Annotated in this window: 21 protein-coding genes; 15 read left to right on the plus strand and 6 right to left on the minus strand. The window is 67.9% G+C overall.

Translation table 11 applies throughout. From position 1 onward, the window contains the following. Window positions 1-50 precede the first annotated feature (50 nt). The 4 genes from hemN to ccoS are packed head-to-tail and all read left to right on the plus strand — an operon-like array spanning window position 51 to window position 4,823. Window positions 51-1,493: an oxygen-independent coproporphyrinogen III oxidase gene (gene hemN, locus ACSQ25_RS09645; RefSeq protein WP_436105474.1), complete on the plus strand. Its 1,443-nt coding sequence runs from the start codon at window positions 51-53 to the stop codon at window positions 1,491-1,493. Next, window positions 1,490-2,248 (plus strand): sulfite exporter TauE/SafE family protein, encoded by a 759-nt coding sequence (locus ACSQ25_RS09650; RefSeq protein WP_436105475.1) that lies wholly within the window; start codon window positions 1,490-1,492, stop codon window positions 2,246-2,248. The genes hemN and ACSQ25_RS09650 overlap by 4 nt, the downstream gene beginning before the upstream one ends. Next, window positions 2,245-4,671, plus strand: a complete 2,427-nt coding sequence (locus ACSQ25_RS09655) for a heavy metal translocating P-type ATPase (RefSeq protein WP_436105476.1) — start codon at window positions 2,245-2,247, stop codon at window positions 4,669-4,671. Before ACSQ25_RS09650 ends, ACSQ25_RS09655 begins: the two co-directional genes overlap by 4 nt. Window positions 4,672-4,673: 2 nt before the next feature. Continuing rightward, complete coding sequence (gene ccoS, locus ACSQ25_RS09660; RefSeq protein ID WP_436105477.1) at window positions 4,674-4,823, plus strand: cbb3-type cytochrome oxidase assembly protein CcoS; 150 nt, start codon at window positions 4,674-4,676, stop codon at window positions 4,821-4,823. Between the two features lie 181 nt (window positions 4,824-5,004). Here ccoS and ACSQ25_RS09665 read toward each other — a convergent pair whose 3' ends face one another. Beyond that, window positions 5,005-5,370 carry a TraR/DksA family transcriptional regulator gene (locus ACSQ25_RS09665; RefSeq protein WP_436105478.1) on the minus strand — a complete coding sequence of 122 codons (366 nt, stop codon included), beginning with the start codon at window positions 5,368-5,370 and terminating at the stop codon, window positions 5,005-5,007. Window positions 5,371-5,537: 167 nt separating this feature from the next. Between ACSQ25_RS09665 and ccoN the strand changes: the two genes are divergently transcribed. The 6 genes from ccoN to ACSQ25_RS09695 are packed head-to-tail and all read left to right on the plus strand — an operon-like array spanning window position 5,538 to window position 10,629. Continuing rightward, on the plus strand, window positions 5,538-6,998 hold the full coding sequence (gene ccoN, locus ACSQ25_RS09670) for a cytochrome-c oxidase, cbb3-type subunit I (RefSeq protein ID WP_436105479.1): 1,461 nt from the start codon (window positions 5,538-5,540) through the stop codon (window positions 6,996-6,998). 16 nt (window positions 6,999-7,014) lie between these two features. Then, window positions 7,015-7,629 carry a cytochrome-c oxidase, cbb3-type subunit II gene (ccoO, locus tag ACSQ25_RS09675; RefSeq protein ID WP_436105480.1) on the plus strand — a complete coding sequence of 205 codons (615 nt, stop codon included), beginning with the start codon at window positions 7,015-7,017 and terminating at the stop codon, window positions 7,627-7,629. Window positions 7,630-7,631: 2 nt separating this feature from the next. Continuing rightward, complete coding sequence (locus tag ACSQ25_RS09680) at window positions 7,632-7,802, plus strand: cbb3-type cytochrome oxidase subunit 3 (RefSeq protein WP_436105481.1); 171 nt, start codon at window positions 7,632-7,634, stop codon at window positions 7,800-7,802. Then, on the plus strand, window positions 7,795-8,730 hold the full coding sequence (gene ccoP, locus ACSQ25_RS09685) for a cytochrome-c oxidase, cbb3-type subunit III (RefSeq protein ID WP_436105482.1): 936 nt from the start codon (window positions 7,795-7,797) through the stop codon (window positions 8,728-8,730). Before ACSQ25_RS09680 ends, ccoP begins: the two co-directional genes overlap by 8 nt. Further along, entirely contained in the window at window positions 8,727-10,106 is a 1,380-nt protein-coding gene (ccoG, locus tag ACSQ25_RS09690) for a cytochrome c oxidase accessory protein CcoG (RefSeq protein ID WP_436105483.1), read from the plus strand. Before ccoP ends, ccoG begins: the two co-directional genes overlap by 4 nt. A 10-nt stretch (window positions 10,107-10,116) precedes the next feature. Beyond that, the gene (locus ACSQ25_RS09695; protein ID WP_436105484.1) at window positions 10,117-10,629 is read left to right on the plus strand and encodes a FixH family protein; all 513 of its coding nucleotides are present in this window, start codon (window positions 10,117-10,119) and stop codon (window positions 10,627-10,629) included. Window position 10,630: 1 nt separating this feature from the next. Here ACSQ25_RS09695 and ACSQ25_RS09700 read toward each other — a convergent pair whose 3' ends face one another. Then, on the minus strand, window positions 10,631-11,392 hold the full coding sequence (locus tag ACSQ25_RS09700; RefSeq protein ID WP_436105485.1) for a ThuA domain-containing protein: 762 nt from the start codon (window positions 11,390-11,392) through the stop codon (window positions 10,631-10,633). 156 nt (window positions 11,393-11,548) lie between these two features. Here ACSQ25_RS09700 and ACSQ25_RS09705 point away from each other — a divergent pair, with 156 nt between their 5' ends. The 5 genes from ACSQ25_RS09705 to ACSQ25_RS09725 all read left to right on the plus strand — a co-directional run bounded on the left by ACSQ25_RS09705 (window position 11,549) and on the right by ACSQ25_RS09725 (window position 17,091). Further along, window positions 11,549-13,381 carry a DUF885 domain-containing protein gene (locus ACSQ25_RS09705; protein ID WP_436105486.1) on the plus strand — a complete coding sequence of 611 codons (1,833 nt, stop codon included), beginning with the start codon at window positions 11,549-11,551 and terminating at the stop codon, window positions 13,379-13,381. A 1-nt stretch (window position 13,382) separates the two neighbouring features. Then, on the plus strand, window positions 13,383-14,735 hold the full coding sequence (locus tag ACSQ25_RS09710; RefSeq protein WP_436105487.1) for a serine hydrolase domain-containing protein: 1,353 nt from the start codon (window positions 13,383-13,385) through the stop codon (window positions 14,733-14,735). Between the two features lie 80 nt (window positions 14,736-14,815). After that, a complete protein-coding gene (locus tag ACSQ25_RS09715; RefSeq protein ID WP_436105488.1) occupies window positions 14,816-15,244 on the plus strand; it encodes a VOC family protein in 429 nt (142 codons plus the stop codon). Window positions 15,245-15,290: 46 nt separating this feature from the next. Then, complete coding sequence (locus tag ACSQ25_RS09720; protein ID WP_436105489.1) at window positions 15,291-16,124, plus strand: metallophosphoesterase; 834 nt, start codon at window positions 15,291-15,293, stop codon at window positions 16,122-16,124. Window positions 16,125-16,242: 118 nt separating this feature from the next. Continuing rightward, entirely contained in the window at window positions 16,243-17,091 is an 849-nt protein-coding gene (locus ACSQ25_RS09725) for a hypothetical protein (protein ID WP_436105490.1), read from the plus strand. On the opposite strand, the gene ACSQ25_RS09730 is transcribed toward ACSQ25_RS09725, so the two are convergent. The 4 genes from ACSQ25_RS09730 to ACSQ25_RS09745 all read right to left on the minus strand — a co-directional run bounded on the left by ACSQ25_RS09730 (window position 16,984) and on the right by ACSQ25_RS09745 (window position 21,238). Continuing rightward, window positions 16,984-17,910: a DMT family transporter gene (locus ACSQ25_RS09730; RefSeq protein WP_436105491.1), complete on the minus strand. Its 927-nt coding sequence runs from the start codon at window positions 17,908-17,910 to the stop codon at window positions 16,984-16,986. The two genes, ACSQ25_RS09725 and ACSQ25_RS09730, sit on opposite strands and share 108 nt — an antisense overlap. Before the next feature lie 60 nt (window positions 17,911-17,970). Then, window positions 17,971-18,726 (minus strand): helix-turn-helix domain-containing protein, encoded by a 756-nt coding sequence (locus ACSQ25_RS09735; RefSeq protein WP_436105492.1) that lies wholly within the window; start codon window positions 18,724-18,726, stop codon window positions 17,971-17,973. Between the two features lie 10 nt (window positions 18,727-18,736). Continuing rightward, entirely contained in the window at window positions 18,737-19,489 is a 753-nt protein-coding gene (gene fnr, locus ACSQ25_RS09740; protein ID WP_436105493.1) for a fumarate/nitrate reduction transcriptional regulator Fnr, read from the minus strand. 96 nt (window positions 19,490-19,585) lie between these two features. After that, window positions 19,586-21,238 (minus strand): hypothetical protein, encoded by a 1,653-nt coding sequence (locus ACSQ25_RS09745; protein ID WP_436105494.1) that lies wholly within the window; start codon window positions 21,236-21,238, stop codon window positions 19,586-19,588. Window positions 21,239-21,437: the final 199 nt, after the last annotated feature.

Genomic DNA, 21,437 nt, shown 5'->3' on the forward strand with positions numbered 1-21,437 from the left:
ATTCGAGCCGGTTTGCATTTCCGCAAACCGGCAGCAGCAGGAGTTGATTGATGCAAGCAACAGCTTTTCCGGCCATGGGCCAGCCCGTGCAACCCATTGCCATCCATCCCAGCGTCGACTTCGACGCCGGCCTGCTCAAGCGGCTCGGCAAGAACGGCCCGCGCTACACCTCCTACCCGACCGCCGACCGCTTCGGCGCGGAATTCGGCTACCGCGACTACCTGCACGCCGTAGCCGGCCTGCGCACCCGCGGCGGCGCGCGTCCGCTCTCGCTCTACCTGCACATCCCGTTCTGCGACACGGTCTGCTACTACTGCGCCTGCAACAAGATCGTCACCAAAAAGCGCGAGAAGGCCGCCACCTACCTGTCTTACCTGAAGCGCGAGATCGCCATGCAGGCCGCCCTGTTCGCCGGCATCAACGAGGTCGCCCAGCTGCACTTCGGCGGCGGCACCCCGACCTATCTGTCGGACGCCCAGATGGACGAGCTGATGGCCCACCTGCGCCGCAGCTTCCGCTTCGCGCCGGACGACGCGGGGGAGTACTCGATCGAGGTCGATCCGCGCACGGTGTCCAGCGAGCGCGTGCACAGCCTGCGGCGCCAGGGCTTCAACCGCATCAGCCTCGGGGTGCAGGACTTCGATCCCGAGGTACAGCGCGCCGTCAACCGGGTCCAGCCCGAGCAAGAAACCCGCGCCGTGATCGACGCGGCGCGCGCCGCCGGCTTCCGTTCGGTGAGCATCGACCTGATCTACGGCCTGCCGAAACAGACCCTGGACACGATGCGCCAGACCCTCGACAAGGTGGTCGCCGCCAACCCGGACCGCATCGCCGTTTACCACTACGCCCACATGCCGCAGCTGTTCAAGCCGCAGCGCCGCATCGTGGAAGCCGACATGCCGTCCAGCGACGTCAAGCTGCAGATGCTCCAGCTGTGCATCGAGCGCCTGGGCGAAGCCGGCTACGTCTACATCGGCATGGACCATTTCGCCAAGCCGGACGACGACCTTGCCGTGGCCCAGCGCCAGGGCCGCCTGCACCGCAACTTCCAGGGCTATTCGACCCATGCCGACACCGACCTGGTGGCCTGCGGGGTGTCGGCCATCGGCGCGGTGGGGGCGACCTACAGCCAGAACGTCAAGACCCTCGCGGAATACTACGACCTGCTCGACCAGAACGAGCTGCCGGTGGCGCGCGGCATCCGCCTCGGCATGGACGACGCGCTGCGCCGCAGCCTGATCCAGAAGCTGATGTGTCAGTTCGAAGTCTCGATCGCGGCGCTGGAACAGGCCTTCCCGATCGTCTTCCACGACTACTTCGCGCCGGAACTGGCGCGCCTGCGCCAGATGGAAGAGGACGGCCTGGTGACGGTCGGCCCCGAATGGCTGACCGTCACCATGAAGGGGCGCCTGCTGATCCGCAACCTGTGCATGGTGTTCGACCGCTACCTGACTGCCGCCCACGACCGGCCGCGCCATTCGCAGACCGTATGAACCTTTCCCTGAACGGCATCAACCTCCTGCCGGCGTTCCTGGTCGGCCTGGCCGGCAGCGTCCACTGCGCCGGCATGTGCGGCGGCATCGTCGGCGCACTGTCGGCGCCGCCGCGGCCGGCCTTTCCGGTCCCGGTGCGTACCGTAACAGCGCCGGACGCCGTCCATGTCGCCAGCTACAACGCGGGACGGATCGCCAGCTATGCCGCCGCCGGCGCCCTCGCCGGAGGCGTGGCCGGCGGCGCGGCCAGCCTGGCCGGACTGCCGGTGCTGCAGGCCGGCGCCTACGTGATCGCCAACCTGATGCTGGTGGCGCTGGGACTCTACCTGATGGATGCCTGGCACGGCCTGGCCCTACTGGAGAGAAGCGGGCAGGCCCTGTGGCGGCGCATCGCTCCGCTGCTGCGCCGGGTCGGCCCGGCCGCTACCCCGGGCCGCATGTTCGCCGCCGGCCTGCTGTGGGGCTGGCTGCCCTGCGGGATGGTGTACAGCGTGCTGGTGACGGCGATGCTGAGCGGTTCCGCGCTCGGCGGCGCCATTGTGATGCTGGCCTTCGGCCTCGGCACCTTGCCGATGCTGGCGGCGATCGGCCTGGCCGGGGTCCGGCTGCGCAGCCTGTTCGGACTGCGCCAGGTGCGCGTCGCCTGCGGCCTGCTGATCCTCGGCTTCGGCCTGCTCGGACTGTGGCGTGCCGCCGGCGGCTTGCCCGCGAGTTGGGTCGATGTCCTGTGTCTCGCACCGGGAGCCGAAGCATGAGCGCGGTGCTGGCTGACGTCATGCCGCCGGCCGCCGCCACGAAGGTCGACGCCGGCTGCTTCCACTGCGGCTCGCCGGTCCCGGCGGGCAGCCGCTGGAATGCCCAGGTCGACGGCGCGTCGCGCAGCATGTGCTGCCCCGGCTGCGCCGCCGCGGCCGAGGCGATCGTCGCCGGCGGCTTCGCCGATTACTACAGCAGCCGCACCGAATATGCGGCATCCGCCGCCGGCGGCGCGGACGATCCCGAGCTGGCGCTGATCGACCAGGTGGGCATGATTGGCGAGGGCAGTTTCTCGATCGAGGGCGTGCGCTGCGGCGCCTGCGTCTGGCTGGTCGAGCGCCGCCTGGGCCAGCTGGCCGGGGTGCGGGAAGTGGCGCTGAACGTCGCCCAAGGGCGTGTGTTCGTGCGCTGGGATCCGGAGCTGTGCCGGCCGAGCGCCATCGTGGGCGCCCTGCGCGCGATCGGCTACGCCGCCGTACCCTACGACGCGCAGCGCCATGCCCAGGGGCTCGAGCGGGCGCGCCGCATCCTGTTCCGCCAGCTGTTCGTGGCCGGCCTGTCGATGATGCAGGTGATGATGTACGCGGTGCCGGTCTACCTGGCGGACGACGGGACCATGGACGCCGGCATGGCGGCCCTGATGGCCTGGGCCTCGTTCGCACTGACTTTGCCGGCCGTGTTCTACTCGGCGTTGCCCTTCTTCGCCGGTGCCTGGCGCGACCTGAGGCGCGGCCTGCCGGGCATGGACGTGCCGGTGGCGCTGGGCATCGCGGCCGCCTTCGCCGGCAGTTGCGCCGCGCTGGCGTCCGGCAAGGGCGAGGTCTACTTCGACTCGATCACGATGTTCGTCTTCCTGCTGCTGGGCAGCCGCTACCTGGAGCTGGGGGCGCGCCGCCGCGCCACCGAGGCCCTCGACACGCTGCGCGGCGGGGTGCCGGCGTCGGCGCTGCGGCTGCGCGGCGACCCGGATGCGCGCGACACCGAGCTGGTGCCGGCCTCAAGCCTGGCGGTCGGCGAGCTGGTATTGGTGCCGCCGGGACGGGCGGTGCCGGCCGACGGCGTCATCGTCGAGGGCAGCAGCGAGCTCGATTTCTCCCTGCTGACCGGCGAAAGCCGGCCGCGCCGAGTCGGCCCGGGCGATGTCCTGCCGGGCGGCGCGGTCAACGCCGGCCAGGCGATCGTCGTGCGTGTCAGCGCGGCCGCAGGCGACAGCACCCTGGCGATGCTGGTGCGCCTGGTCGAGCGGGCCGGGCAGGGCAAGCCGGCGATCGCCCTGTGGGCCGACCGGGTCGCCGCCTGGTTCGTGCTCGGGCTGCTGGCGCTCACCGTCGTGGTCTACTTCATCTGGAGCACGGTCGACCCCGCGCGCGCCTGGCATGCCGCGGTCGCGGTGCTGGTGGTGTCCTGCCCCTGCGCCTTGTCGCTCGCCACCCCGACCGCGCTGGCGGCGGCCACCGACCGCCTGCTGCGCCGCGGTGTGCTGGCGATCGCCCCGCACACCCTGGAGACCCTGGAGCGCGCCACCCATGTCGTGTTCGACAAGACCGGCACCCTGACCGTGGGCCGCCCGGTGCTGCGCCAGGTGCTGCCGGTCGGCGCGCTGGACAGCGACCTGTGCCTGCGTATCGGCTCCGCGCTGCAGGCCGAGAATTCGCATCCGATCGGCATCGCGATCCGCGCGGCGATGCCCGCGCACGGCCTGGCCGCGCGCCAGCTGCGCGCCGAGATCGGACGCGGCTTCGAAGGCATCATCGACGGCATGGTCTACCGCATCGGCACCGCCGAATTCGTGCAGGGACTGGCCGGCGGCGTGGCGCGTTCCGCGCTGCCGACCGGCACCAGCAGCGCCTGGCTGGCCTGCGAGGGCCAGTGGCTGGCGCGCTTCGACCTCGCCGACAGCCTGCGCGAGGAAGCGCCGGATGTGGTGCGCCGCTTCCAGCAAGCCGGCAAGACCGTGATCCTGCTCAGCGGCGACGATCAGGCCGCGGCTACCGCGGTGGCGCGCCGGCTCGGCATCGCCGGCGCCTTCGGCGGCCGGCTGCCGGCCGAGAAGCTGGCCTTCGTGCGCGAGCTGCAGCAGGACGGGGCGGTGGTGGCGATGGTAGGCGACGGCAGCAATGATGCCGCCGTGCTGCGCGGCGCCGACGTGTCCTTCGCGATGGGACGCGGGACCGAGCTGGCACATGTCCATGCAGACGGCGTGCTGCTGGGCGACAGCCTGGCTCCGCTGGCCGACGCGGCCGACACCGCGCGCCGCACCACGGCCGTCATCCGCCAGAACCTGGTCTGGGCCTCGGTCTACAACCTGGTCGCGATCCCGGCCGCGGCGACCGGCCTGCTCAACCCCTGGCTGTCCGGGATCGGCATGGCCGCCAGTTCGGCAGTCGTGGTGCTCAACGCGCTGCGCCTGCGCAAGGAGTAAGGATGGACGCCTTGTATTTGCTGGTGCCGCTCAGCGTGATCCTGGTGGCGCTGGCCTTGTGGGTGTTCTTCGGGGCGGCGGACAGCGGGCAGTTCGAGGATCTCGAAGGGCCGGGGATGCGCATATTGATGGATGATGATCAGGCTAGGTGATTGAGTCCACCATTTTCGTGTAAACGTCGTCCCGGCGCAGGCCGGGACCCAAGTTCGCTGCGTATCACAAGCGCAAACGTAGTCGGTGAACAGGGAAAATTGGATCCCGGCCTACGCCGGGATGACGGATCATCCGTTATCGATGGTAAGGACATCCGGGCAGTTCAAGGTGAACACCGACCTACATCGACGGCCCACGCCCCGTACGCTGATCCTTCTCGAGCTGCTCCTGGCACTGAATGCACAGCCGCACCGTCGGCGTGGCCAGCAGGCGGTCTTCCGGGATGTCGCGCCCGCAGGATTCGCAGATGCCGGCGCCGCCGGATTCGAGCTTGCCGATGGCGACGTCGATCTCGTGCAGCAGCGCCGATTCGTGGTCGGCCAGGTGCTGCTCGTTGTGGCTCATCATTTCCGATTGCGGCGCGTCGTCGCTCTGGCCCTGACTGGAGAGAGGGCCGATGGCGGGTGCTTCGTCGTCCGGCGAATCGGTGCGCGAGCGCACCGTCTCCAGTAAATCCTCACGCGCCTGGTGCAGGCGCTGGTTCAATTCTTCCGATACCGATGTCGATAGAGGCGGCATAGCGTCTTTCCCTGTTGGTGTTCAGCTCCATAACTCATCTGATGCTGAACAATTTGATTCACATCAAGGATTTTTGCAGTTCGAAAAACGACACTCCTGATTGTCATCCATCAAGGTATTTTCAGGAGAGCATCTTGGACAGCAGCATAAACTATAACTACAAGATCGTGCGCCAGTTTGCCATCGCGACCGTCGTGTGGGGCGTGATCGGCATGGCTGCCGGCGTCTTCATCGCGGCCCAGCTGGCCTGGCCCGCGCTGAACTTCGACATCGCCTGGCTGAGCTACGGACGCCTGCGTCCGCTGCACACCAATGCCGTCATCTTCGCCTTCGGCATCTGCGGCCTGTTCGCCACCTCCTACTACGTGGTCCAGCGTACCTGCCAGGTGCGGCTGTTCAGCGACCGGCTGGCCGCCTTCACCTTCTGGGGCTGGCAGGCGGTGCTGGTGTCGGCCGCGATCTCGCTGCCGATGGGCTTCACCCGCGGCAAGGAGTACGCCGAGCTCGAATGGCCGATCGCGATCCTGATCACCATCGTCTGGGTGGCCTACGCGGTGGTCTTCTTCGGCACCATCGTCAAGCGCCGCGTCCCGCACATCTACGTCGCCAACTGGTTCTTCGGCGGCTACATCCTGGCGGTCGCCGTCCTCCACGTGGTCAATGGCGCGGTGGTGCCGGTATCCGCCATGAAGTCCTACTCGGTCTACGCCGGGGTGCAGGACGCGATGATCCAGTGGTGGTACGGCCATAACGCGGTGGGTTTCATCCTGACCGCGGGCTACCTCGGGATGGTGTACTACTTCATCCCGAAGCAGGCCGAGCGCCCGGTGTACTCCTACCGCCTGTCGATCGTCCACTTCTGGGCCCTGATCTTCACCTACATGTGGGCCGGCCCGCACCACCTGCACTACACCGCGCTGCCCGACTGGACCCAGTCGATCGGCATGGTGTTCTCGCTGATCCTGCTGGCGCCGTCCTGGGGCGGGATGATCAACGGGATCATGACCCTGTCTGGCGCCTGGCACAAGCTGCGCTCCGATCCGATCCTGAAGTTCCTGATCGTCTCGCTGTCCTTCTACGGCATGGCCACCTTCGAGGGCCCGATGATGTCGATCAAGACCATCAACTCGCTGTCGCACTACACCGACTGGACCGTTGCCCACGTCCACGCCGGCGCCCTGGGCTGGGTCGGCTTCATCACCATGGGCTCGATCTACTACTTGATTCCACGCCTGGCAGGGAAGAAGCAGATGTGGAGCATGCAATTGGTCGATGCCCATTTTTGGGTCGCGACCATCGGCATCGTGCTCTACATCGCCTCGATGTGGATCGCCGGCGTGATGCAGGGCCTGATGTGGCGCGCGGTGAACCCGGACGGCACCCTGACCTATACCTTCGCCGAGAGCGTCAAGGCGACCTACCCCTACTACGTGATCCGCTTCAGCGGCGGCTTCCTCTACCTGTCGGGCATGGTGCTGATGGCCTTCAATACCTGGAAGACGCTGAGCGGCACGCAGAACGTGGACGCGAAGATCCCGACCGGCCCCAGCAAGCCGCACCTGAACCACGCGCAGCCCGAAGCGGCGCACGCCTGAACTCCGGAGTACAACAATGAAATTCACGCATGAATGGATCGAGAAGAACCCCTGGCTCCTGATTGGCCTGGTGCTGCTCGTGATTTCCTTCGGCGGCCTGGTCGAGATCGTGCCGCTGTTCTTCCAGAAGTCCACCACCGAGCCGGTGGCGGGCCTGAAACCTTATTCACCGCTGCGCCTGGCGGGCCGCGACGTCTATATCCGCGAGGGCTGCTACAACTGCCACTCGCAGATGATCCGCCCCTTCCGCGCCGAGACCGAACGCTATGGCCATTATTCCGTGGCGGGCGAATTCGTCTACGACCATCCGTTCCAGTGGGGCTCCAAGCGCACCGGCCCGGACCTGGCCCGCGTCGGCGGCCGCTACAGCGACGAATGGCACCGCACCCACCTCGACAACCCGCGCGACCTGGTGCCGGAATCGAACATGCCGGGCTATCCATGGCTGGCCAAGGCGAAGCTGGACCCGGCCGAGATCATCCCGAAGATGCGCGCGATGCGCCGCATCGGCGTGCCCTACACCGAGGCCGAGATCCAGGCCGCGCCTGGCGAGGTCGCCGGCAAGACCGAGCAGGACGCGCTGGTCGCCTACCTGCAGGGCCTGGGCACCCAGATCAAGACGAGGAATTAAACATGGCACTTCAACAGATCTTTGACGACGCCAGCAGCGTCATGACGGTCATCAGCTTCGTGACCTTCCTGGGCATCGTGGGCTGGACCTACGTGCTGCGCCGGAGCAGCGACTTCGACAAGGCGGCGCTGCTGCCGTTCGCCGACGAGGCAGGGGAGAGCGGCCATGGCTGATTTCTTCAACGAGTTCTGGCACTGGTACATCGCCATCATCACGGTGCTGTCGATCCTCGGTTGCGGCGTCCTGTTGTGGACGCAGTCGACCTACCGCGTCAAGCTGCGCGCCGACGGTACCCACGAGCAGACCACCGGCCACGTCTGGGACGAAGACCTGACCGAGCTGAATACGCCGATGCCGCGCTGGTGGATCGTGCTGTTCTACCTGACGATCGTGTTCGGCTTCGCCTACCTGCTGCTGTATCCGGGCCTGGGCAGCTATGCCGGCAAGCTGGGGTGGAATTCCAGCGGCGAGTACAAGGCCGAGCTGAAGCAGGCGAGGGCCGACTTCGGGCCGCTGTTCGCCCAATACGCGAAACAGGACCTGAAGGCGGTGGCCGCCGACCCCCAGGCCCAGGCCATCGGCGAGCGCCTGTTCCTGACCTACTGCGCCCAGTGCCACGGGTCCGACGCACGCGGCAGCAAGGGCTTCCCGAACCTGGCGGACCGCGACTGGCTGCATGGCGGCGAACCCTCCGTCATCAAGCAGACCATCATGGCGGGCCGGGTCGGCGCCATGCCGCCGATGGGCGCGGCGCTCGGCTCCGACAAGGATATCGAGAGCGTGGCGGCCTACGTGCGCAACCTGTCCGGCTTGAGCGCGGACCCGATCAAGGTCGCTTTCGGCAAGCCGAAGTTCGCCGCCTGCGTGGCCTGCCATGGCGCCAAGGGCGAGGGCAACCCGGCCATGGGCGCGCCCAACCTGGCCGACAAGGTGTGGCTGTACGGCGGCAGCCAGGAAACCGTGATGGAGACCATCCGCAAGGGGCGCAGCAATACCATGCCGGCCTTCGGCGAGTTCCTCGGCGAAGAGAAGGTGCACGTGCTGGCGGCCTATGTGTGGGGCCTGTCGAATCCGGCGATCACGACGGCGGCGGCAAAATGAATGCGCCAAAGGAGGCCGTGATCCGCATGTACGCGGCGCGCGAGGAAATCTACCCGCGCGAGATCAAGGGCCGCTACGCCTCGCTGCGCTGGGCCTGCGTCTGGCTCACCCAGCTGCTGTTCTACGGCCTGCCATGGATCGGGATGCACGGCCGCCAGGCGGTCCTGTTCGACCTGGCCAGCCGCAAGTTTTACCTGTTCGGGCTGATCCTGTGGCCGCAGGACTTCATCTACCTTGCCGCGCTGCTGATCCTGTGCGCCTACGGGCTGTTCCTGGTCACGGCGGTGGCGGGCCGGGTGTGGTGCGGTTTCGCCTGCCCGCAGACGGTCTACACCGAGATCTTCCTCTGGATCGAGCGCAAGTTCGAAGGGGCGAGGAGCGCCCGCATCCGCCTCGACCGCCAGCCCTGGACCCTGGAGAAGATCGCGCGCAAGGGCGGCAAGCATGCCGCCTGGGGCGGAGTGGCGCTGTGGACCGGCTTTACTTTCGTCGGCTACTTCACCCCGGTGCGGGAACTCGCCCATGGTGTCGCGTCCTTCGGGCTGGGCCCGTGGGAAAGCTTCTGGGTGCTGTTCTACGGCTTCGCCACCTATGGCAACGCCGGCTGGCTGCGCGAGCAGGTCTGCAAGTACATGTGCCCGTACGCGCGCTTCCAGAGCGCGATGTTCGACAAGGACACCCTGATCGTCACCTACGACGCCGTCCGCGGCGAACCGCGCAATCCGCGCCTGGATGCCGCCAACGCAGGCGACTGCATCGACTGCAGCATGTGCGTGCAGGTGTGCCCGACCGGGATCGACATCCGCCAGGGCCTGCAGTACGAGTGCATCGGCTGCGCCGCCTGCGTCGACGCCTGTAACGGCGTGATGGACAAGCTGGGACGGCCGCGCGGCCTGATCCGCTACGCGACCGAGAACGCGCTGGCGGCGGGCTTGACTCCGGCCCAGGTGCGGCGCCGCGTGCTGCGCCCGCGCGTGCTGATCTATACCGCGGTGCTGGCGCTCCTCGGCATCGTCATGCTCGCCTCGCTCGCGCTGCGCAACCCGCTCAAGCTCGACGTGATCCGCGACCGCGGCGCGATGGGGCGCGAAGTGGAGGACGGGATGATCGAGAACGTCTACCGGCTGCAGGTGATGAACACGACCGAGCAGCCGCAGCGCCTGCGCGTCACGGTGGACGGCATCGCCTCGGCGCGGGTGGCGGACGGAGACCTGGTCGAGATCGGCCCGGCCACCACGCGCGCGCTGCCGGTGCGGGTACGCATCGCCGGCGGCGACGGCCGGCCCGGATCGAACCGGATCGCCTTCACCCTGGCCTCGCAGGACGGCGCGGCGCTGCAGGTGACGGAAGAAGCGGCCTTCATCGTGCCGAAATAAGGAGAAGAACATGCACACCAATCTGGCCCCGGCCGTCCCCTGGTACCGGCACCGCTGGCCCTGGTTCCTGATGATCGGCCCGGTACTGGTGCTGGTCGGCGGCGCCGTCATGACGTGGCTGGCGATGAGCCGTCCGGATGCGATGGTGGTCGGCGACTATTACAAGCAGGGCAAGGCCATCAACCAGGAGCTGCGCCGCGACCGCGTGGCGAGCAGCCTGGGTCTGCGCTTCGAGGCGGCGTATGACGCCGCGACGGGCCGCGTCACGGGCAGCCTGCGCAGCCACGGAGAACCGGTGCGGGCGCCATTCCACATCCGCCTGGCGCACCCGACCCAGCCCGAGCGCGACCGTGTGCTGGAAGCATTGCCGGATGCGCAGGGCCGATTCAAGGCCGACGCGCCCGCGCTGGAAGCGACGCATTGGCAGGTGGTGGTCGAGGGCGGCGCACGCGACTGGCGCCTGGCGGGCAGCTGGAGTTGGGCGAAGGACGCGGTGCTCGTGATCACGGCCGACCCGGCGTAGTTCAGTCGGCCTTGAAGCTGCGGCCGGTCGCCGCCCAGTAGATGCCGCCGTACAGGTGGTGCAGGAAGACCGGATCGCGGTAGGTCGCCGCGATGTGGCCCAGGGCCGTGTAGAAGGATCGGCCGCCGTCGTAGGGCTGGTACCAGCTGATCGGGTGGAACGCGCCCATGCCTTTGGTTTTGCCTGTTTCCGACTTGTAGGTCGACTCGTCGACCGTCAACAGGTAAGTGAGATCCTTCGAGGTAGCGGGGCCGAACTCGTACCATTCGTCGGTGAACAGGCTGCGCGGTGCGAAGCGCTCCATGCCGGGGAAGTTGCGCTCGCGGACCTGCAGCACCGCGGTCTGGACGGCCGGGTGCACGCGGAACATGTGGCCGACCATCTTCGTGTACCACGGCCAGCCGTATTCCGTGTCGGAGGCGCTGTGCACGCCCACGAAACCGCCGCCCTTGCGGATGTAGCGTTCGAAGGCAGCCTGCTGGGCCTCATCGAGGACGTCGCCGGTGGTCAGGAGGAAGACCACGGCCTGGTATTTGGCCAGCTCGGCATCCTTCATCATGCGGCCGGCGTCCGCGGTCCAGAACACCTCGAAGTCGTGCAGCTTGCCGAGTTCCTGCACGGCGCTCACACCGGCATGCACGGCATCGTGATGCCAGCCGGCGGTCTTGGTGAACAGCAGGACCTTGAACTGCTGGGCGTGGGCCGGCGCCGTACCCAGGATGGACGCGCACAGCAGCGCGGCCGCAGTGAAAGAAAATTTCATTTGCTTATTCTTGGTGAAATATTGTGTCAATACGGCCGGCGTGTTCTCTAGCGCGCGTGCATTGTTGATTCGGCCATTTCCATGTTAGATTCCTCGGCGGCAAGCACGGCGCACGCGCCGTCACTGAATACTACACGACAAGGAAACGAGACCACGATGCCATCCCTCCGCCAGCGCAGCCTGCGCGCCGCCATCGGCGCTCTGTTCATTCCCGCCGCGATCGCCTGCGTGGCCGTGCCGGCCGTGGCGCATGCCGCGCCCGCCGCGAAAACCGCCGCCGCCAAGCCGAACAAGGCCTTCGACACCTGGGCCGAGAAGTTCGCCGAGGACTGGGTGCGCATGAGCCCCCAACTGGCCACGTCGACCCAGTACTTCAGCGGCGCCGGGCAGGCGAAGCTGGACCGCGAGCTGACCCCGCTCACCAAGGCCCACCGCCAGAAGATGCAGGCGCTGGCCCGGACCGGACTGGCGCGCCTGGACAAGTGGATGGCCGGCCCGCTCGACGAGAACCAGCGCGTCTCGAGCGCCGTGATGCGCTGGTCGCTGCAGAACGTGATCGCCAACGAGCCCTTCGAAGACCATAACTTCGTCTTCTCGCAGTTCAGCGGCACCCAGGTCAGCCTGGTCAATTTCATGACCACCACCCATCCGCTGCGCAACCCGGCCGACGTCGAGAGCTACCTGGCGCGCCTGGAGCAGATCGGCACCCGCATGGACGAAGCGCTGGCGCGTGCCCGCGATGCCGCCGCGCGTTCCCTGATTCCGCCACGCTTCATCCTGGAGCGCGCCCAATACCAGGTCGACACCTTCCTCAAGCCGGCGGCGAACGAGAACGTGCTGGTCACCTCGCTGGCCCAGCGCACCGAGAAGATGGAAGGCCTGAACCCGGACATCCGCAGTGCCGCGCTGGCGCGCGCGGCCCGCATCGTCGAGGAACGCATCCGCCCGTCCTACAAGCGGGTGCAGGACTTCATGCTTGAAATCCACCCGCGCACCGGCGACGTGGCCGGCATCTCGCGCCTGCCGAACGGCAGCGCGGCCTATGCGCGCGCAGTCGAGAACTTCACCAGCACCAAGCTGACCCCGAACGAGATCCACGAGATCGGCTTGCGCGAAGTGGCGCGCATCGAAGGCGAGATGGACCGCCACCTGCGTTCGGTTGGCCTCACCGAGGGCAATATCGAGACCCGCATGAAGCAGCTGGATGCACGCTTCCAGCCGAAGGGCGAGGGCGATCCGCGTCCGGCCATCATCGCCAGCTACGGCGAGATGGTGAAGGACGCCGAGCGCAGGAGCGCTTCGCTGTTCAAGCTGAAGCCGCGCGCGCCGGTCGAAGTGCGCCGCGAGCCGCCGCTGACCGAACCGTCGGCCGCGGCGCACTACTCGCTGCCGGCCCCGGACGGCACCCGTCCCGGCATCTTCTGGGTGCCGCTGCGCGGCCCGAGCTTCGACATGATCCGCATGCGCAGCCTGGCCTACCATGAAGCCGTGCCGGGCCACCACTTCCAGCTGGCGATCCAGCAGGAGCTGACCGGCATCCCGAAATTCCGCAGCCAGCGCATCTTCAGCGGCGGCAGCGCCCATGCCGAGGGCTGGGCGCTGTACACCGAGCGCCTGGCGGTGGAGCAGGGCTGGTACGAAGGCGACGTGCCGGGCCTGCTCGGCGCCCTCGGCTCGGAACTGTTCCGCGCCCGCCGCCTGGTGGTCGACACCGGCCTGCACTCGAAGGGCTGGACCCGCCAGCAGGCGATCGACTACGGCATCGGCGCCCAGGAGGTCGAGCGCTACGTCGCCTGGCCGGGCCAGGCCAATGCCTACATGATCGGCATGCTGCGCATCATCGACCTGCGCGAGAAGGCGAAGAAGGAGTTGGGTGCGAAGTTCTCGCTGCCGGGCTTCCACGACCTGGTACTGGGCGCCGGCTCGGTGCCGCTCGACGTGCTGGGCGAGCTGGTGGATGCCTGGATCGCGAAGCAGAAAAAGGTCTGAGGTGCTGACAGCACTGCTGGCAATGGCTTGCCTGTCGATCCCGGCAGCCGCCGCCTTGCCTGCGCCACGGGCCGAGGCGCTGACACGCCAGCTGCAGGCCATCGTCGACGATCCCGCCATCCCGCTGCCCGGCCTGGCGGTGGTGGCGATCCGCAAGGGCGAGATCGTCTACAGCCGCCAGTTCGGCGCCAAGCGCCTGGCGTCGGCCACCGCGCCGGCCCAGCCGATGGACGCCGACACGATGTTCCGCATCGCCTCGGTGTCCAAATTCGTGACCACGCTCGGCACGATGAAGCTGGTGGAGCAGGGCAGGCTGGCACTGGACCTTGATGTCAGCGACTACCTCGGCTACCGCCTGCGCAACCCGCATTTCCCGGACCAGCCGATCACCCTGCGCATGCTGTTGACGCATACGTCGTCCTTGCGCGACGAAGGCGGCTTCAAGTTCGACCCGGCGACCGATCTGAAGGAGGTGCTGCTGCCGGGTGGGCGCCTGTACGGCAAGGGCGCCATGTGGTCGGCGAACCATGGGCCGGGACGCTATTTTGAATACGTCAACTTCAACTCCGGCATCATCGCCACCATCATGGAGCGCGCCGGCGGCGAGCGCTTCGATCGCCTGATGCGGCGCCTGGTGTTCGACCCGATGGGGCTGAAGGCCGGTTTCTACCTGGCCGACTTCGCCCCGGCCAGGATCGGGGATGTGGCGACCCTCTACCGCCGCCGCGAAAAGGACGGCGACGAACGCTGGGACCCGAAAGGCCCGTGGATCGCGCAGTCCGACGATTTCGCAGTGCAGGCGCCCCTTGCGCCGCCAGGCCTGGACCGCTACGTGGTCGGCAGCAACGGCACCCTGTTCGGTCCGCAGGGCAGCCTGCGCATCTCCGCCGGCGAGCTGGCGCAGATCATGTTGATGCTGATGAATGAGGGGCAATATCGCGGCAAGCAAATCCTGAAGCCGGAAACGGTGAGCACGATGCTGTCCCGTCAATGGACCCTGGACGGAAACGGCAAAGGCAGCGGCGACAGCGACAACTTCCGCGGCCTGTACCACGCCTGGGGACTGGGCAACCAGCACTTCACGGACACCAGCATCGTGAAGGACGGCCGCGCTTCCGGCGACCGGCTGGTCGAAGGCGGCGGCTTCAGCGGCGTCGGCCACCTGGGCTGGTCCTGGGGCCTGAACGCCCTGTTCGTGTTCGATCCGAAGACGAAGAACGGGATGATCTACGTGGGCAGCGGCGTCGGCGACAATCCCGAGCTGCACCCGGGACGCTTCTCTTCCGGGGCGCGCTTCCAGGAGCGCATTACCGATGCATTGTATCGGGGCGCCATCGTGGCGCCGAAGGAGTGATGCCGTTGCCAAGGCCGCCCGCAGGCCCTACACTGGCGGGATCTGCCGGTATTCATGATCGTCTTCTTCAGGAGCACAGCATGGAAACACAGGAACTCTTCCGTGGACGCCTCATCGACCACATCCAGCTCGTAGTGCGCGACCTGCCTGCTTCCCGGAGGTTCTACAGCGCCGTGTTCGAGGTGCTGGGCATCCCCCTCGGCGGCTCGGGCGACAATTATTTCTGGGCCGACGAGCTGTTCATCTCCAGCCGCGACAGCGAGGCGGCGCAAGGGGTGCTCACGGGGCGCCACCACCTGGCCTTCCAGGCACGCGACCGCAAGATGGTGAATGCCTTCTACTTCGCGGCGCTGGCCGCCGGCGGCAGGGACAACGGCCGGCCCGGCGAGCGCGCCTACCACCCGGGCTACTACGGCGCCTTCGTGCTCGACCCGGACGGCAACAACATCGAAGCGGTCTACCACGGCGAGGCGAAGCAGAGCGCACCCTACGTGCGCGTCACGTTCTAGCGCGGGCGACGCGGACTGGAGCGGAAAGCCGCTATACTGCGCGACCATGCGCATCCAGCTTTTCTCCGACCTGCACCTCGAACGCTATCCGGCCTTCGTCCCCGCGATCGCCGCCGATACCGACGTCGTCATCCTGGCGGGCGACATCGGCTCCTACCAGTCCGGATCGCGCCTGACCACCGACGACTTCGGGCTGGAGCGCTTCTCCCCGCTGCGGCCGGGTGCGGGCAGCGCCCGGGTGCTGTACATCCCCGGCAACCACGAATTCGACGGCCTCGAATTCGACGAGGCCTATGCGCGCCTGCGCGCCACCTGCGCGCGCCTCGGCATCGAATGGCTCGACCGCGAAACACTCGTCATCGGGCAGGTGCGCTTCATCGGCACCACCCTGTGGAGCGACTTCGACGCGCTGGCCGTGCAGGAACAGGACCTGAGCAAGCAGCTGCAGCGGCGCGAGAAGGCCTTCCGCGCCGCGAATTACTACCTGTCGAAGAACACCACCCTGAAAAACGGCGAGAAGGTGCTGGCCGAGGGCATCCGCGCCATGTCGCTGGAGTGCCAGGACTGGCTGCGCGGCGCGCTGGCCGCGCCCTTCGAGGGCAGCACGGTGGTGGTGACGCACTTCGCGCCCAGCCTGCAGAGTGCCGACCCGCGCTACGGCCTCACACCCGGCACCGCGGGATTCTGCAATGCGCTCGACGCGCTGTTCCCGCAAGCCCACGTCTGGATCCATGGGCACCTGCACTGCGCCAACGATTACGTCGTCAGCGGCCTGGATGCGGGAAGACCCTGGTCCTGCCGCGTGGTGGCCAATCCCCTCGGTTACCTCAGCAAGGGCGAACAGGAAGCCTTCCGCCCGGACCTCGTCATCGAGGTCTAGACTGCCGGGAGCACCTGGCGCTACCGCCGGCAGCGCGTGATGCGCCATCCGCGATGGCACTTTTAACAAGCCCATGAAGCCGGCATGATGCCCTCGTCCTGTTACCACGAGCCACTTCATGCCGACGATCCCGCTTCCCGCATCCGCTTCACGATGGTTCTCGCGCCGCCTGCTGGCGCTCCTGCTGCTGGCCTTCGCGCCTGGCCCGGCGCAGCCTGCCGACCTGCGCCCGCTGCCGACATTGTTCGCGCAGCTGGTGCCGCCCAGCCTCGGGGCCGGCCTGCAGCTGGTGCAGCTGCGCAGGCGCTGCGAGGGCTGCGAGCCCTGGCGCATGGTCGACTTCCATTCGAACGACACCCTGACGCCCGTCCGCCGCGAGAAAGTGAGCGTGCAGGCCGGCGTGACGGCGATCTACGCCTATCCCGGCACCGACGATTTCGCCAACGTGAAGATCGAGCAGAGCATGCCGGGCATGTATGCGCAGGACAGGCAGCTCGTCATCGACGCGATCAGCCACGAGTTCCGGCGCAAGAAGGAGCGCGTCGCCGCCCACCTCGCCGCCCATCCGGAGATCCGCGCGAAAGTCGGGCAGCTGCTGCCGGCCGGGAAGGAGCCAATCGAATTCGAGCAGCTCAGCCGGGACGGCATCGAAGTCGTGGCCTATACCGAGAACGTGATCGGCCTGACCAGCGCCACCATCAGCCAGATCCATTTCTTCGTCCCGGGGCGCGAGGTGATCGTCACCGCCTACCTGGTACGCCAGAAGCACCCGAAGTTCGCCGACATCGGGGAATTCCTGCGCCTGCGCGCCGACTTCATCGGGGCCTGGACCGCCCACCTGGCGCGCCGGGCCGGCCCCTTACTTCCGGTGAGCGGCGGCGCAGGAGACGACGCCGGCGACCAGCAGCGCCAGCGCGGCGGCCTCGAGGCCGTTCGGCCAGCGCCCCTCCCACAGGAAACCATATAGCGAGGCGAACACGGTTTCGAAAACGATCATCTGTCCCATCAGCGCCATCGGCAGCGCGCGGCTGGCGAAGTTCCACAGCGCGTTGCCGACGACGGAGCAGAAGATCGCCACCGCCGTCACGACGCCGAGGAATTGCAGCCATTCGCTTGTGGTATGCGATGCGCCATTCGCTTGCAAGGCGGGCAGCACCAGCAGCAGCGCCTGGGCGCCGGTCATGACGCCCACCAGCAGGCTCCATTCCTGTCCCGAGATGCCCTCGAGCCGCGCCAGCCAGCGCCGGTTGACGACCGCATAGATGGTCCAGGACAGCAGGGCGCCGATCGCGCACAGCAGGCCGAGCACGGATCCGCCTTCCACCGAGGCCAGGGAATCCCGGCTGATGCAGGCCAGCCCGGCGCCGCCCAGCACCAGGGAGGGCGCCAGGCGCCGCAGCGGCAGCGCGCCGTGTTCGCGCATGCCCGCCAGCGTGACGGTGAGCGGCAGCAGGCCGATCACGATCGAGGTCATGGCCACCCCGCCCGATTGCACGGCCTGGGCCAGGAACAGGTAATACACGATGTTGCCGGTCAGGCTGAGCCAGGCCAGGCCGCGCCAGTCGCGCCAGCCCAGGCTGCGCCTGAGGCGCCTCCAGGCGGGTGCGATCAGAACCGCAGCGACGATGCCGTAGGCGAGGTAGCGGCCGGCCGACAGCTGCAGGGGCGAAAAGCCGGGCGTCAACACGGGCGCGAGGAAGACCAGGCCCCAGAAGGCGCCGGCGGCGATGCCGGCGCCGATGCCGAGTTGCGAACTGCCGGAGCTGGTTTGAATCTGCGTAAACATCGAGTGATCTCCTTTGAACGGAGATTGTCGATGGAGCCTCTGCGCGTTTCTTGACCGTCGCTACTGCGGTTTTGACGGGTTCTCTCGATGTCGGCGCCGATAGGCGGCCGGCGTGGTGTCCATCGCCCGGCGCATCGCGCGGGTCAGGGCGCTCTGCTCCGAGAACCCGGCGGCCAGCGCGATCGCGGCCACTGCTTGCCCGGTACCGGCCAGCCACTCGCAGGCGCGCCGCAGCCGGCAGGCCAGCAGCCAGTCATGGGGCGTGGTGTCGTGTTCGAGGCGGAACAGGGCGTGCAGGCGGCTGGTGCTGACGCCCACCGTGCGCGCCATCTCCTCGGTGGTCCAGGGTAGGCCGGGTTCGGCCTCGATGCGGGCGAGCAGGGCGGCCAGGCGCGATGCCGGCCGCGGTGTTCCCAGCGTGAGGGTGTCGAGCAGCAGCGGCGTCCAGCCCTGCAGCACCGATGGGGCAGGCGGCTGGGTGGCGGCCATGATGCCCATGAATTCGACCAGCTTGCGGGCAGCGGGACCGATGGCGGTGAAGGGGCGCTCCAGCAGCCGCTGCCACGGTCCCTGTTCGAAGCTGGCCGCGCCCACGTCGAGGATCAGGGATTGGTTGGCGACGGGGCTGCACTGCGAATGCCAGGCGCCGGGCGCCACCAGCGCGGCATGCAGCGGATCGAGCCGTCCCTGGCGTCCTTCGATCTCGAGCGCGACCTCGCCGCTGACGGGCAGCACCAGCTGGGCGTAGGCATGGCGGTCCGAGAAGCGCGTCTCGCCATAGCTGCGCAGGTGCAGGTCGAGCAGGGGCGCGGCCATCTCGGCAACACTAGCCCATCGGGCTGCAGACGTCGGTACCGGCCGCCAGCGCCTTGAGCTTGACCGGGTCGAGCAGGGTGACTTCGCGCTTGTCGACCTGCAGCCAGCCCTGCTTCTTGAAGCGCGACAGCAGGCGGCTGATGCTTTCGATGGTCAGGCCGAGGTAGTTGCCGATGTCTTCGCGCGACATGCGCAGCTGGAAACTGTTCGGCGAATAGCCGCGTGCGGCATAACGGGCCGACAGGTTGACCAGGAACACCGCGAAGCGCTGCTCCGCCCGCATATTGCCGAGCAGCAGCATGACGTTCTGCTCGCGCGTGATTTCCTGGCTCATGATGCGGTGGAAGTGGCGCAGCAGGGCCGGCACCTGGCCGAACAGCTCTTCCAGGCGCGTGAAGGGGATCTCGCAGACCTCGCTGTCCTCGAGCGCCACGGCGTCGCAATGGTGGGTACCGCTGATCGCGTCCATGCCCAGCAGTTCGCCGGCCATCTGGAAACCCGTGATCTGGGCTTCTCCGGCCGCGTTCACCTGGTAGGTCTTGAAATGCCCGAAGCGCACCGCGTACAGGTTGCGGAAGGGCTCGCCCATGGCGTACAGGCGCTCGTCGCGCGCGAGGCGGCGGCGGCGGCCGATGATCTGGTCGAGGCGGTTGATGTCGGCATCCTCGAGCCCCATCGGCAGGCACAGCTGGTGCATGCTGCAGGCGCCGCAGCTGGTCTTGAGGGCCTGGATGCTGACCGGCGCTTCGCCCGGAAGCGACATGGGTTGGTTCATGGCGAAAAAAAACCGAAATGCTGACGCAGCCATTATAGACGGCTGGTCTGCATCCCGGTTTTCATTTTCCAGAGGGCAGGTCGATTACAGCTGATGCCGGTGTTCCGCCTTCATCTTGTAGTACGCGTGCCGGCCCTTGGCGCGCACCGTCGAGGCGATCCCGGCCGCCTCCAGCGCCGCCTGGTTCACGGTGGCGAAGGCGTCGGCATCCCCCCTGAGCGCTTCGACGGTCTGCTGCGACTGCGCCGTGCCGGCCAGCGCCAGCCCGAAGGTCGCGGCCACGGCCAGCTCGGCCGCCAGGGTGTCGAGGGTCGGCGCCACCACGTCCCGGCCCTTGGCCGCCTCGGCCGCCTCGGCGGATGCCTGGGGTGCCGCCAGCGCGCGGGCCAGGCCCATGTCGCCCGCGACCCGCACCAGGAAGTCGAGCGCGGCCTGGCTGCCGGAGCGGTTGGCCAGGTCACCCAGCCGGAGCAGGGCGGTGTTCTTCGCATTGAATACCGCCCGGCCAGTGCCGGGTCCCTGGACGAAGTCGATCAGCGGCTGGACCGCGATCTCGCTGCCGATGTAGCCGAGGGTGGCCACGATCTGGGTCAGGAACTCCTCGTGCTGTTGGGGTTCCTGCACCAGCCAGTCCAGCAGCAGGCGGGCGTCCTTCTCGCCGTATTGCGAGGCCAGCTCCCAGGGCACGCCCTCGACCCAGTGCCGGGACACGAAGTCGCGCACGTCGGCGGGTAGCTGCAGGCCGCCCGCGCCGCAGGAGCAGCCGCCGGCGGGCATGACATTGTCGGTGATGGTGAGCGGGCCCGCCAGGTAGGCTGCCGACTCCGCGGCATTGACCACATTGTGGTCGGTGCCGACGGACGGGTACATGACCGCGCGCGGGTCGTCGGTGCGGTGGCCGAGGCCGCAGTTGTGGCCGTATTCGTGCACCCAGATGAGGCCTTCCTGGTTGGCGGTGAAGCGCACCGCTGCCACGTTGACCGAGGCGCTGCCGACCGGGGCGCAGCCGATGATGCTGTCGCCGGGGCCACCGCACCAGCGGATCGCCTGCACGATCTTGATCCCGCTGCCCGCGCTCAGCAGCGCGGTGAGGTCGGCCGAGGTCTGGATGGTTCCCGGGACCGTCGCCGGCAGCACCCTGACCTCGCCGTTGCGCACGAAGCGGACCGGGGTCGCGACGTCCGGTCCGGTGTCGTCGTTCTGGAGGATCGTGCCCATGTCGGCCAGGATCCGGTCGGCGTCGGCTTCGCTCAGGGCAACGCTGCTGTGGCGGTGCACCGTGACCGCGACCGTGCGCGGGGCCGGGGGCGCCACGGGCGGGTTGACGATCAGGTAGTCGACGTAGAGCGAGATGTCCGAGCTCCACTCGATGTTGATCCAGACGTCGACGCCGTTCCAGCGCGGGGCCACGTTGTGCACCGTGTAGCGCGCCGCACCGATGAACTTGCCGGCCGGCGGCCCGCCCGGCACGCCTTCGCCGATCGCCACGAACACCCGCGAACCGGGCTGGATGGCATTCCAGTTGAGCCGCAGCAGCCATTCGCCGCGCCGCGCCCCCCAGTCGTGCCGGTAGGTGAAACCCGTTCCGCTCAGGGCGGGCTGCAGCCCGCCTTCCTCGACCTGGGCCTCGGCTTCGGCCCAGGGGCCGCGGAGGTCCGAGGAACCGGCAGGCTGGTCCGGGGTACGGGGCCGGTCGAGGACCAGGGCCTCGGGGTCAAGACGGTCATTTGGTGCCATGTCGTTCTCCTCGTGTGCTCAGGGATGGATGATCGGGGGGGGCGAATCGTCAGCCAATATAGACGAGTGGTTCGGGCCGGCTGGACCGATCTGACACGTCATTAATATGGATCAGTGACCTCTGGTTTTCTGACGGAGAGAAACGTTCGAGCTGGAAAGACCGCATCGCGTATCAATTCGACACCGCCAAGCGTGCGCA

Origin of the sequence: Massilia sp. LjRoot122, assembly GCF_964252725.1 — a bacterium.
Taxonomy (GTDB): domain Bacteria; phylum Pseudomonadota; class Gammaproteobacteria; order Burkholderiales; family Burkholderiaceae_D; genus Telluria.